15 protein-coding genes and 1 pseudogene are annotated in these 11,966 nt (G+C 57.6%); 7 read left to right on the top strand and 9 right to left on the bottom strand.

Annotated elements, in window-relative coordinates; genetic code table 11:
- Positions 1 to 137: 137 nt before the first annotated feature.
- Complete coding sequence (locus tag L6D81_RS20575) at positions 138 to 686, top strand: cupin domain-containing protein (protein WP_011333561.1); 549 nt, start codon at positions 138 to 140, stop codon at positions 684 to 686.
- A 41-nt stretch (positions 687 to 727) separates the two neighbouring features.
- Entirely contained in the window at positions 728 to 1,285 is a 558-nt protein-coding gene (locus tag L6D81_RS20570; RefSeq protein ID WP_236181690.1) for a hypothetical protein, read from the top strand.
- A gap of 77 nt (positions 1,286 to 1,362) precedes the next feature.
- On the opposite strand, the gene L6D81_RS20565 is transcribed toward L6D81_RS20570, so the two are convergent.
- Positions 1,363 to 1,650 carry a fructose-bisphosphate aldolase gene (locus tag L6D81_RS20565; protein WP_236181689.1) on the bottom strand — a complete coding sequence of 96 codons (288 nt, stop codon included), beginning with the start codon at positions 1,648 to 1,650 and terminating at the stop codon, positions 1,363 to 1,365.
- A 590-nt stretch (positions 1,651 to 2,240) separates the two neighbouring features.
- On the opposite strand from L6D81_RS20565, the gene L6D81_RS20560 reads away from it, so the two are divergent.
- The gene (locus L6D81_RS20560; protein ID WP_236181688.1) at positions 2,241 to 2,651 is read left to right on the top strand and encodes an MSCRAMM family adhesin SdrC; all 411 of its coding nucleotides are present in this window, start codon (positions 2,241 to 2,243) and stop codon (positions 2,649 to 2,651) included.
- 125 nt (positions 2,652 to 2,776) lie between these two features.
- On the opposite strand, the gene L6D81_RS20555 is transcribed toward L6D81_RS20560, so the two are convergent.
- The 6 genes from L6D81_RS20555 to L6D81_RS20530 form a co-directional block, all read right to left on the bottom strand.
- Positions 2,777 to 3,916: a merozoite surface protein 3b gene (locus L6D81_RS20555; protein ID WP_236181687.1), complete on the bottom strand. Its 1,140-nt coding sequence runs from the start codon at positions 3,914 to 3,916 to the stop codon at positions 2,777 to 2,779.
- A gap of 49 nt (positions 3,917 to 3,965) precedes the next feature.
- Positions 3,966 to 4,286, bottom strand: coding sequence for a hypothetical protein (locus L6D81_RS20550; RefSeq protein WP_119426536.1), 321 nt, complete (start codon positions 4,284 to 4,286; stop codon positions 3,966 to 3,968).
- Between the two features lie 59 nt (positions 4,287 to 4,345).
- Entirely contained in the window at positions 4,346 to 5,470 is a 1,125-nt protein-coding gene (locus L6D81_RS20545) for a DUF6384 family protein (RefSeq protein WP_236181686.1), read from the bottom strand.
- A gap of 38 nt (positions 5,471 to 5,508) precedes the next feature.
- Complete coding sequence (locus tag L6D81_RS20540) at positions 5,509 to 6,429, bottom strand: DUF6384 family protein (protein WP_236181685.1); 921 nt, start codon at positions 6,427 to 6,429, stop codon at positions 5,509 to 5,511.
- Between the two features lie 22 nt (positions 6,430 to 6,451).
- Positions 6,452 to 7,576 carry a DUF6384 family protein gene (locus tag L6D81_RS20535; protein WP_236181684.1) on the bottom strand — a complete coding sequence of 375 codons (1,125 nt, stop codon included), beginning with the start codon at positions 7,574 to 7,576 and terminating at the stop codon, positions 6,452 to 6,454.
- A gap of 165 nt (positions 7,577 to 7,741) precedes the next feature.
- Positions 7,742 to 8,110, bottom strand: a complete 369-nt coding sequence (locus L6D81_RS20530; RefSeq protein WP_236181683.1) for a hypothetical protein — start codon at positions 8,108 to 8,110, stop codon at positions 7,742 to 7,744.
- A 257-nt stretch (positions 8,111 to 8,367) separates the two neighbouring features.
- On the opposite strand from L6D81_RS20530, the gene L6D81_RS20525 reads away from it, so the two are divergent.
- The 3 genes from L6D81_RS20525 to L6D81_RS20515 are packed head-to-tail and all read left to right on the top strand — an operon-like array spanning position 8,368 to position 10,242.
- Positions 8,368 to 8,757, top strand: coding sequence for a hypothetical protein (locus tag L6D81_RS20525; RefSeq protein ID WP_236181682.1), 390 nt, complete (start codon positions 8,368 to 8,370; stop codon positions 8,755 to 8,757).
- A gap of 14 nt (positions 8,758 to 8,771) precedes the next feature.
- A complete protein-coding gene (locus L6D81_RS20520) occupies positions 8,772 to 9,194 on the top strand; it encodes an HD domain-containing protein (RefSeq protein ID WP_236181681.1) in 423 nt (140 codons plus the stop codon).
- A gap of 28 nt (positions 9,195 to 9,222) precedes the next feature.
- Positions 9,223 to 10,242, top strand: coding sequence for an AbrB family transcriptional regulator (locus L6D81_RS20515; RefSeq protein WP_236181680.1), 1,020 nt, complete (start codon positions 9,223 to 9,225; stop codon positions 10,240 to 10,242).
- Between the two features lie 30 nt (positions 10,243 to 10,272).
- On the opposite strand, the gene L6D81_RS20510 is transcribed toward L6D81_RS20515, so the two are convergent.
- Positions 10,273 to 10,956: a hypothetical protein gene (locus tag L6D81_RS20510; protein WP_236181679.1), complete on the bottom strand. Its 684-nt coding sequence runs from the start codon at positions 10,954 to 10,956 to the stop codon at positions 10,273 to 10,275.
- 90 nt (positions 10,957 to 11,046) lie between these two features.
- On the opposite strand from L6D81_RS20510, the gene L6D81_RS20505 reads away from it, so the two are divergent.
- A complete protein-coding gene (locus L6D81_RS20505; protein WP_236181678.1) occupies positions 11,047 to 11,487 on the top strand; it encodes a YMGG-like glycine zipper-containing protein in 441 nt (146 codons plus the stop codon).
- On the opposite strand, the pseudogene L6D81_RS20500 reads toward L6D81_RS20505, so the two are convergent.
- Positions 11,472 to 11,966 (bottom strand): annotated as a pseudogene (locus L6D81_RS20500) (DUF2955 domain-containing protein); the annotation flags it as partial. The gene L6D81_RS20505 and the pseudogene L6D81_RS20500 overlap by 16 nt on opposite strands.

Here is an 11,966-nt window from a genome sequence, read left to right as displayed (position 1 = left end):
CTGAGCAACACCGACAAACGTGATTTAATAGCCGCCTTTCACGGTTCCGGGACACGGGAGCAACGTGATCCGCGCGCCTCGCGCGGCACCCGCCACCCACCCCCATTGCCCTTAAGTCGTTCTCACATAAGGCTGTCATGGATACGGGTTCTCGACTCAAACTAGTACGCGAAAGCTACAAACTCTCCCAGCGCGAGCTGGCCCGGCGTAGCGGCGTGACCAATGCCACCATCTCCCTGATCGAACAGAATCGTGTCAGTCCTTCCGTCAGCTCACTGAAAAAGCTGCTCGAAGGCATCCCGATGTCCCTGGCCGACTTCTTCACCTTCGACCAGCCCCCCCGCGAACACCAATACGTCTTCCGCGCCAACGAACAACCCGACCTCGGCCGCCACGGCCTGCGCCTGCTGCTCATCGGCGCCTCGGTCCCCAGCCGCCAGATGCGTTTGCTGCGCGAGCAATACGCCCCGGGCGCGAGTTCGGGGGAAGAGCCGATTGTTCATGCTGAGGGTGAGGAGTGTGGGCTTGTCACTCGTGGCACGGTCGAGTTGACGGTGGATGGGCAGGTGAGCGTGTTGAGTGCGGGGGATGGGTATTACTTTCCGACGACGCTGCCGCATAAGTTCCGGAATATTGGAGCGGATGAGGCGGAGATTATTAGTGCGAATACGCCGGCGAATTTTTGATCGTCGACTGAAAATTTGGATTTTTTGTAAGGGAAGACGAAATGGAAAATGGTGCCTTCTGGAAACAATTAACCTTGCCTGTTGCTTTGTTTTTTCTGTTCCTGAGTATCGCAACGGTGGCATGCATGCTCTGGTATTCCGAATCAAATGGTGTTGTTTTTCGGATCTGGGGCCAAGATTTTAGTGCTGTAAAAAATACGCCTAATGTTGATGGTGTGTTTGGCGAGAAAATAATTTCCCTTGAAAAGCGTATTTCCGAACTTGAAAAAGCAAAGCAACAAGTGGAAGTCAAGTCACCAGAAAGCACTGTGACAAAGCCTATAAACAAGACCCGTATCTTGAATGTAGGGCAGGGCCTGAAAGAAAGTACTTTGCCGTTTAGTGTATATGTAAAGTCAGCATCGGGCGGTGAAGGGTATTCGAGTTTTCTTATAGACGTTCAGACGCCGGAGTCTCCTTTGTATACGGTAAAAGTAACCAAGGGGTGGAGTCGAAACTTTGAAGTGGGGGCGCGGTCGTTTACTTTCAGTATCGTTGATGTTGATAAAAAACTTGCCACTATGACGGTGTTGTTGAAAGAGCAGAATGGTAGGGAGTGATTGCTGTGACATGCAGAAAAGGTGACTGCAGAAAAGGTGACAGATCTATTTGTATGAGTCTGTCACCTTCAAGTTTTCTAGCCTACGACATCAAATCCTCGTTGCTCTATAACTCGAAACACATCACTCACGTCTTGCACCATGATTCTGGCGATGGTGGTGACTGTGTTGATGTCATGTTCAGCATGGTCAGGTAAGTGAATACAGGCCATGAGATCGAGAAATTTGAGGACGGCATTCAGGCGTTCACTGAGGCAGGCATGTAAGTCGCGCAGTGGGGTGTCGGCGTCGATGAGCAGGACAGGGTGATCGGTGGCAGGGTGGGACATGTTTGCACAGTGGCGCATAAGTTTCGGTGTCGTCATGGTGTTAATCCTTTGTTTAGAAGAATTGCCACCGTCCTGCTGCGAAACAAAATGGGTGGCAGCTATGCGCGGGTTCGCAGACCGGAGGATTAACACCAAGACCCGGCAGACCCGAAGGTCTCCCACGCACAACCGCCATAAAATTTGCGCAGCCGGGAGTCGGCCGTGCCAGACGGAACAGGGTGTCAATCTTAAGGGCTGCGAAACCCTATCGCCAAATTCGTTCAGCGACAGACTCACTCTAGGCACCGATCCCCAGCGTCGCAATCAGCCTGTAGGACGCGAAATCCCACGTGTGGCCAGCGATTTTGCTCCCGGTAAACGGCGAAACCGCCGTAAATCAAGAGCTGCGAAGTATCAGGGAAAAATGACTTGCCGGGTTTGGAACCGCTTCGCAACCCCTCAAGAACAAGCTCCCTCACCACGCGCGGCCATTTCCTACGCGTTTTTCAGATCCCAAAATCCAGCACCCATCCCCGCCCCGGAACTTTCCTCAAAAACGATGTCAATTTGATAGCGTGTCGCGACGCTCATTTCGAACGGATCAACCAGTGCCTGGCTGTTTCCCGGCAAACCCAAGGAAGTGTGAGATGAAACTGATTCTTGCGATGTTGTTGCTGTTCAGCGGTTACGCATTTGCCGGTTGTGCCAGCATCCACGACAGCGACCAGCGCGCTTACTGCGAGGCGAAAAACGGCAGCACGTGTTCGAGCATTCATGATTCGGATTTGCGCGCGACATGTGAGGCCGAGAAGGGCAGTACTTGTTCGAGCATTCACGACAGCGACCAGCGCGCTTACTGCGAGGCCAAAAAGGGCAGTACGTGTTCGAGCATTCATGATTCGGATTTGCGCGCAACATGTGAGGCTGAGAAAGGCAGTACCTGTTCCAGCATCCATGACAGCGACCAGCGTGCCTTTTGTGAGGCGAAGAAGGGCAGCACTTGTTCGAGCATCCATGATTCGGACCTGCGCAATCAGTGCGAAGCCATGAAGCGTTGATTGATCTGTTTGCCCCAAATGCAAAAAGGGACACCTGAGGGTGTCCCTTTTTAATATGCGTAAACCTTCAACGTGCTTGAACGCCGATGCCTGAGCGGGCATCGGCGTTTTTTGCATTGGAGACGTCAGGCCGCCTTGCTCAGCAGCGCTGCAAACTTGCGCTTGGCATCTTCCACGGCATCGGCAATGTCACGGGCGGCATTGCTTGATTCGGCGCGGTAGCTGTCGGTCAGGCTCTGCATGTCGGTCTGGAAGCTCAGGGTCGCATCGGCAAGTGCGCGAACCGAATCGACCTTGATGGTCGAGCCGTAACTGGCTTTGACCGCCGCTTCAATCTGTTGATTGCCGGCAGAGCCCAGCGTTTCGAGCCCTTTGCTGATGCCTTCGGTGGTGGCGTTGAGTGTGTGGGTCGCTTCGGCCAGGCCGCTGTTGCTGGTGAAGGATACGGCGAGGCCGGTCAGTACCACTTCGTTGGTGGAAAAGAACGAGACCATGCGCTGATACTGGCGCTCCTTGATTACATGCACCTGATTGATCCGGGCAAACACCATTTCAGCAGTGTTGTACCCGACCTTCAAATCATCGGCAATGTCCTTGACGATCTGGTAGCGCTTGTCTTCATCCTGCAAGGCACGTACGGCTTCATCGCGTTGCAGCTCCAGACTGGCGCGCCGGGCCGGCTCGGAAGTCTCGGCAGCGGAGACCAGAGCACTGGCGTCGTTCAGCGCTTGAGTGCGTTGCTCCAGCGCTTTGCCGGCCACTGCCAGAACTTGCTGGGCGTCGACTTCGGCGGCTTTCATTGCCATCCGGAAATCCATGTACGCCTCAAGTACCACGCTTTCCCGGGCAATCTGGTCATTGGCCGATTTGCACACCTGCAAGTAGCTTTCGCGGATGTCATTGAAGCGGCTGGGAATCGAGCCGCGGCGCAGGTTCATCCAGTTCAGCTTGAGTTTTTCCAGGGTGTCGAGGCGGCCGTCGTCCATCCATTCGGCCATGGACGAAGCGTCTTCACGGATCGAGGTGAAGCGCTGGGTGATGTCCATGAAGCGCGTGGAAATGTCCATGCCTTCAATCTGCTCGCGGACCATGCTGTTGAACGCGGTCGACTGCTGCAGTACTGAAGCGATGGCGGTGACTTTGCTGTTGTCGTACTGAGCGACGCGGTCGAGCAGGACCAGCACTGGTGCATCGTGAACCGGTTGAAACAGGTTGATGCCGATCGTGCGCAGACCCGTGAGTGCCCGTTCGAGGTAGTTGGTCATCGAGTGTCCTTACGTGGTGTCGTCTGTTCTGGGGGGGCAAAGATAATGCTCAGCGGGCCGGCTTGCCGTGCAGCTCTTCATTGCGCGCCTGCATCGCCAGCAGCATCAGCTCGTTCTGGCGATTGCCAGCGTAGTTGATGCGTTTGGCCAGCAGGCCGTCGAGCCAGCGCTGGAAAAAGCCGAACGCGTATTGGTCGGTGCCATAGGCTCGATCGCGCAGGAAGACATAGGCTTCGTTTTCACTGTAGGCGCGCAGTTTTTCCCTGCATTCCTGGCGGATGTCTTCGTAGTCTTTGGCACTGTGGGCCGGCGTCTGTCTGGCGGTCGATTGACTGGTCGATGACGCCTTGTTCTGGGTGGTTGAGGTCATTGCTGTACCTGTTGAGTCGCGGGTCAAGGGAGGAAATTGCAGGCTGAAAGTCGGCCTGGTCAATACAGCGACCAATAGCCTGCTGCCCTGAGTTTTTGTCGTGTCTGAGTGATTTTTTTCTCGGCGGCGTTCGAGTCGCCCTTGTTCAGGTCGGTTTCGATTTCCTGCAGGCGCGACTGCAAGGATTCGCGTAGTTCCGCTGGAAATTCCTTACGTTCAATCCGTGCCCGCAAGCCCTGGAAGCGGCTGGTCTGCAACTCCAACAGGCTGGTATCGCCGAACAGATCACGCGACAGCTCCCAGTAAGCGGCATTCGCCGCCCCCTGATCGTCATCCATGTTTTTCAGCGCCAGATCAATCTCGGCCAAGCGTTCATCGAGGTTGCTCGACTGGGCAATGGCGGCGGCACGTTTCGGATCTTTCAGTAATTCCTGGACCTTTCGGCGTGTGCCGAGAATACCGCTGGCGCGCTGGATGTCTTTGTCGGCCGCGTAGGTGTCCCGATTCAATTGCAGACGTTGCCGCTCAAGGTCGTTGATCTGCGAGTCCAGGGCCAGGACGTTATCGCGGGTGACTTGGGTGTTACTGCTGATACCGGTCTGCAGGCCGCGAGCCGGGAGTTTCTGTTCGGCACGCTGGAGCAGGCGGGTCGCGGTTTCGTCCGGCAGTTGTGCGTTTTCGTGCTGAACCTTTGCCAGCAGCGTCCGAAGCTTCTCAAGCTCTGTGTTCTGATCGCGCAGACTGCCGGACAAATTATGCGCAGCTAATTTGACTTCAATAAGCTTCAGGTCGTCCCCGCCGGAAGCCCACTGCTTTTGCAACAGCAGGCCACCCCCGAGTACGACTCCCAACAGCAGCAGGATCCCGAACCTAGGCAGCAGGCGTCGAATGCGACCGGCCAGCATCTGCCGATCAACCAGCGTCCTGATCAGCCACGAGTCGACAGGATGGGTTGGCGGCGCCTCGAGAATCAAGCGCCGGGCAAAGAATTGATGCACGCCCTGTTCGATCAGGTCGTCGTCCACGGGCAGGTCCTGGCTCAGGTAATAGGCACGGATGCGCTCGGCGATCTCTGCGCGGCGGCGAGGCAGGTCGAGGTGCTCCTGGACCTGCTTGCGCTGATACCGCAGTTCGTCGATCAGGGCTACGACCTTCATTTGTTCCGAGAGTGAAATGCTGCGCATCAGGAGTCCTTTCGTGGGGGGGGCAGGCAGTCGGTGGTTTATAGACTGAGGCCAAACAGCTCATCGTCGATATCGCGGAACGTGGAGAACGCATCGCCGTAAGTCTTCTCGTTGTTGATGCGCTCAAGCTGTTGCCCGAGCAGGGTCAGTCGCTGTTTCAGACTGCTGGACTGTTCGATCCTGGCGACATTCTTCGGGTCCTGGCGGATGTCACGCAGGGTCTGGCGCATCCAGATGATTGCACCGGCATACTTCATGTCGATGTAGATCTGTTCAGAGTCGGCGTCGAACCGCCATTGCTGCGCGTTGAGTGCCATGACCTGCGATTCCATCAGGTCCAGATTGTCCTTGGTGATTTTTATATCCACCCCGAGATCCGTGCGAAAAGCGCTGGCGGGCACTCTGGACTGCGCATGCTGGAGCAAACGGCCGACGTTCGCGTTCGGGTGCTCGGCGTTGCTCTTGCGCAACACCGCTAGACGTTTGGTGATTGACTGCATTTTCTCGTTCAACTGGAAACTTCTGTCGCGCAACGTCCCGGCATTTTTGACGACGCCGTCAACTCTCCCGGCATCCTTGTAGTGGTGAGTCGCCCACAGGGTCAGCGCGCTGGATAACAGGATCAGCAGCATGAGCGGCCACCGGCGTCTGTTTGCCGGTTTGACGCTCGCCGGCGAAGCGCCGCGGCGGCAGAGCCACTTGACCAGCCACGCATCGAACCCGTTGAGCGCCGGTGTTTCCAGCACCAATCGATGGGCGAAAAATTGCCGCACACCCTGTTCGATCAGTTTGTCATCGAACCCGATGGCGTTGCTGATGTAGTAGGCGCGGATGCGCTCGGCGATGTCCGCGCGGCGGCTGGGCAGGTCCAGATGATCCTGAATCTGCTTTTGCTCATGGCGCAATTTGTCGATGAACGCCATCGCCGTCAGTTGCTCGGAGAGTGCGGTGCTGCTCATGGGGGGTGTCCTTTTCAATCTGTCATTCTCCCGAACCACCCCAGCGGCGCCAGTAGCCTGCATCTTTCATCGAGCTGATCAGATGATTGATTTTTCGCTCGGCGGCCGTCGAGTCACCGGCTTTCAGGACCTGGTGGATGACTTCGACTTTTCTGCGCAACTGGGTTCGGATTTCATCCGGTACCCAGCGGGAGGTGATGCGCTCTTTCAGCGAGCGGTAGCGCTTCGACTGCAGTTTGAGCATGTCTTGTTCATAGTCCCAGAGATCGCTACGCAGATCGTTGTACGCATCTTGTGCATCCTGGTGACTGTCGTAGTCGTTGACTTGCTTGAGCAACTGGTCGATTTCCGTCAGGCGCTGGTCCAGATTGCTGGAGTGGGCAATCCCGAGTGCAAACTGCGGGTCTTGCAGCATTGTTTCAAGGTCATTGCGAGTGTCGAGGATACGTCGGGCGTACTTCACGTTGTTTTCAACATCGCTCAGAGACCGGTTGATCGCATACCGGCCCTCCTCGAGTTCTTTGACGCGGGTATCGATCGCGGCTGCGTTTGCCGATGTGACGGGTTCGGAAAGGCCGATAGACGTGCGCACGTCGGTAGCCGGCAACGCACTTCGGGCGCGCTGCAGCAATACGCTGGCGTGCGGGTCCGGTTGTTCGGCCAGCCTTCGAGCCAGGGCCTCTACGGCGCCACGCTGCTTGTCCACTTCCAGGAACAGCTTTTTGCGATCATCGCGGACCATCGCGGCGGCGGTGCTGACCTTGCGCACTTCGGCCGGACTGTAAACCGTCGGGCTGGTGAATTTGTAGACCGCGAAGGCAATGACCAACAGCACCAGGGCAGAGGTTCGCAGCGTTTTGAACACACTGGAACGCCGGACTAACAAGTTGACCAGCCAGGTGTCGATGGCACCCGTGGGCGGTATTTCCAGCAGCAGGCGACGCGCAAACACCTGACGCACGCCTTGCTCGATCAGGTTGTCGTCGAATGCGATGTTGTGGTTCTGGTAATAGGTGCGAATTTGCTCGGCAATTTCGGCTCGGCGTCGCGGCAGGTCGAGGTGTTCCTGAACCTGTTTGCGCTGATGGCGCAACTCATCGACCAAGGCCATTGCGCCCATCTGTTCGGAGAGTGGAATACTGCTCATCGGTGTCCTTTCCAGGTTGAGGCGTCATGCAGGGCAAGCATGGCGGGGGAGTATACCGGGGCGGTCAATCCCGAGTGCCCGCCTCGTGCCAGAGGCAGGCAAACATCATTCTCGAGATGACCGGACCGGAGTGACTCCTGGTGGCTGCGGCGTCAGCGGCAACCTTCAGCCATTGGTCGTGGCTCTGCAGTCTCTGCGCATCTCATCGTTTTTGATGTTCTGGCAGCCACCCCGACCTTGTTGTGCCCTGCACAAGTTACGCAGGTCATCGTCGTGAATGTTCGCGCAGCTGTCGATGCCTCTCTTGCCTTTGCAGAGATTGCGCTGATCATCGTCTCGGATGTTCCCACAGCTATCGCTACCCTCGGCTTCAGATTTGCAGGCGTTGCGCATGTCATCATTTTTGATGTTCTGGCAGCCACCCCAGCCTTCCTTGGCCTTGCAATAGTTGCGTTGGTCATCGTCCTTGATGTTTTCACAACCGGCGTGCGCGTAGCCGCTCAACATCAATAACATCACGAGAATCAGTCTCATCGGGGGGGCTTCCATGATTGTCAGGAAACAGCCTGACGCTGGGGGGGGGCCGTATGCCTGAGGACAAACAGCGATATCGCATTGACATCATTTTAAAGAAAAGTTCATGGACGGCCTATGTGCAGGGCGGAAATTTTGGAGCGTCTCCGGACGTTGATGGGGGCGGTTCAGTTGATTTTTGATTTGCCATGGCGGGGTGAATCCGTGAAGGTATACATGAAACAGTTTGTAACGCCTCGCCAGGGACGGACCCGCGCATGATTCAGATCGGCAGCCGCAACAACGCCCCCACGCCGCAGCACAAAACCCAGGACATCTACATCTTCAGCCTCGACCTGTCCCGCCCGGCCACCCCGTTCTGCTTCGAGCAATCGATTGGCGGCGGGCATGTCGAGCAGGGTGGTGCGCGGTGGTTGGCGCTGGATGAGCTGGATGGCTGGCCCGGTGAATGGCGGGAGCATTTGAAGAAGGCCGGATGCGCTTGGGTGGCCGAATTGATGGACGCGCATTCGGGGGAGAGTCAGGCTGATCTGGTCTCGCTGATCCTTCAGCGGTACGCCGAGCCGGCGCAGCCAACCGGGCGTTTGCAGGCGATTGGGCGCTGGTTCAAGCGTCACTTCTATATTGGCGGCCGGTACGGCGTCTGACCCGAGGAAACCCCATGACCCAGACACTGGAACGCGCCATCGCGATTGCTGCCACGGCCCACGCGGGGCAGGTGGACAAGGGCGGTGCGCCGTACATTTTGCATCCGCTGAAGGTCATGTTGCGCATGAGCAGCCTGGAAGAACGCATCGTCGCGGTGCTGCACGATGTGGTCGAGGACTGCGGCATCAGCCTGGAGGATTTGCGCAAGGAAGGCTTCAGCGAAGCCGTTTTGTCCGCCATCGAATCGGTGACCAAAGTGCCGGGCGAGTCCTACGAGGACTTCGTCGAGCGCGCGGCGCAGAACCCGATCGGGCGGGTGGTGAAATTGGCGGATCTGGAAGAGAACAGCGATCTGTCGCGGATTGCCTCGCCGAGCTGGGAGGATCTGGAGCGGGTCGAAAAATATCGGCGGGCGATTGGACGGTTGCGCGCCTGACTCAAATTGAATAGCCAGGAAGGCGACGATGAAATCCACTCTGTGTTTGTTGATTGCTGCCGGGTTCGGCGCGCTGTTGCAGTTCGAAGGTGTGCCCCACGGGTTGCTGTTGGGCTCAATCCTTGTCACCGCCCTTGTCGTCACTAAATTTGGCATCGCACCGGCGACGCCTTATGGTCTGGGCTATATCCAGGTCACGCTGGGCATCGCCACCGGGTTGATGTTCGAAGCGTGGGACAGCGCGACCGTTTCGACGATGTTGCCGAGCCTCGGCGTGTTGCTGCTGTGCCTGGCCGTGCAAGTGGCGCTGGCCGCATGGTGGCTGTCGCGCGGGGCAGGGTGGAATCGAACGGATGCCTTGCTGGCGGTATATCCGGGTGCGCTGGCGGCGGTGTTCGATTTGTTGGAGTCGCATCAGGCGTCGAGCAAGGTGATCATCGTGCACTTGATGCGCCTGCTGTTGATTACGGTGCTGGTGAGTTTGCTGATTCCCGGAACAGCACCGGTTGCAGTGGCCGAAGTCGAGCCGCTGTCCACGGGCATGGCGCTGACCGTGCTGTCGGTGATCGTTTTGAGCGTGGTGATCGGGCGTTTGCTGCTGGCCGTTGGCGTGCCGGCGCCGTTCATGCTGACAGCAATCATCATCACCGCCGTGTTTGTGAAATCAGGGTGGCTGCAGGGCTTTCAAATGCCGGACTGGAGCCTGAATCTGGCGGCGCTGATTCTGGGTGTGCGGATCGGCTCCCGATTCCAGGGGTTGGGCCTCGCGGAACTGGGACGTCATGGTCGCACGGCATTGGTGTCGGTGGGTTTGATGATTTTGGTCGCGGCGGTTTTTGCATTGGCGGCGGCGCGGTTGCTGGGCAGCGATGCGTTGTCGCTGTGGCTCGCCTACATGCCGGGGGCCATCGAAACCATCGCGATTGTGGCGTTCGCCGGCGGGCTGAATGTGGTGTTTATCTTGACCCACCATCTGGCGCGAATGGTGGTGCTGCACTTTGCGCCGGCGTTGTTGGTGCAGGTTCGGCGGGTGCGGGAAGACGTCTGACGGGAGACGTGAATGGCTGTCCTTCAGGGTTCAACATCCGTCGACATACATCAGCGCTAACTGTTCAATCCACTCGGTAGGGGCCTGGAATCTTGCAAAGTACGCTTGTTTCTCAGCGTCACCGAGTCGGATGAAATACGGAAGAAAGTAGTTGTCGTTATAGAAACTCTGCGTGCCCTGCATATTGCCGCCCCACCACGACGCGGGGTAATCGTCGAAAGCAATCCAGGGCGGAGGCACGCAAAAGGTCTGATTTCCAAGGCTACTCAGAAACTCGACGCTGTTGGTCAAGATACGAATGGTCAGCGCGTTGAACTCGGTGGTGGAGGGGAAGTAAATCAACAGCTCTTGTTTCGTGACATCTTCATATTCAAAAGCGGTCAGGTCTTTGAATCTGCGCTCGTCGATCTTTTGGAAATGTGATTCCACCAGTCGCTGAAACTTGCAAAGGTCATCGGCGACCATCAGAAGGGAGCTGTAATAAGCATTGATCCCGGACGCTGCTACAGATACCACCGTCGATAGTTTCGGCAGGCTGGCGCTTGGTAACGGTGAGGCGAATCGGGTCTTGAGCGCTTGCTCGCTGTAACCGGCAAAAAGCTTTCGTCTTGCGGGTTTCACGAAAGCCATGATTCGGCTAAGTAGTTTCATCGGGATGCGGGACACAAAGATTGGCGTGTCGGGATGGTACCCAACAAGCGGAGTGTGAACCATTGATGCGTTCGCCCGGAGTTGTGAACCCCCGTGAACTACACTCCCAGATTACCCCGCCCCACAGGCAACCCCGCCGCGTCGGAGGTCATCATGTTCCGCCATTCACTGTTCATCGCAGCGTGCTTGTGCGCCACACAGGCCAGCGCTGAATCCGTCGTCCCGCTCAAGGGCCAGACCTCTCAACAAACCCAGATCGACATCAACGACTGCCACTCCATCGCGTCCACCTCAACCACGTCGACACCGCAAGCCGGCGGTCGGTTGAAGGGCGCCGCAGTGGGTGCCGCGGCCGGCGCCACCGCCGCTGAGGTGCGCGGGCGTCAGCACGACGAGTTCTACGAAGCCGTGGACGATGACCGCAAGCAGGATTACCGCCAGGACCGCGCCAAGCAGACCGCTGCGGCGGGTGCGGTGGTTGGCGGTGCGCGGCAGCGGCAGGATCGGCGTGAGCAACGGCGGACCGATGCTTCAGCCAGTTCAAGCGCCTACACCGGTTGCCTGCAAGGGCGGGGTTATCAGGTCACGCCCTGACGGCTTTCCCGGTGCGCGACGAGCAGGTGCATCATCACACCGCTGTAGAGCGTCACCAGAATGAACAACCCCATGCGCACCGCGAAGGCGGTGTAGACGTCTTTGCCCGCTGCGCTGTCTTCCACTGATTGGCCGAGCAGGATGATCATGGTGATCAGGGTGTTGAGCCAGAACCCCGGCGTCAGTTGTGTCGGGTGCAGTCGATAGAGTTTGCGCGCCACCAACAGCCCGAACAGCAGCATCCACAGAAAGAACATCCACAGGTGCACGAACAGGCTCAGCGCGCACCAGAACAACACCGCCAGCAGCCCGCCGAGCAAGGTCGAACCGAGCAGTTCGCGCCCGGCGTGATGCGTGCGGGTGGTGGTGCTCTGCTGGCCGAGGCTGACGGCTTTGAGGATGATCGGCAGGTAGCTGGCCGGGTCGATCAGCACCAGCAGAAAGGTCGGCAGCACGATCAATGTTGCGCGTAACGCCAC

Source organism: Pseudomonas sputi (genome assembly GCF_021603585.1).
Lineage (GTDB): Bacteria > Pseudomonadota > Gammaproteobacteria > Pseudomonadales > Pseudomonadaceae > Aquipseudomonas > Aquipseudomonas sputi.
This window is presented reverse-complemented; position numbering and strand designations above follow the sequence as displayed.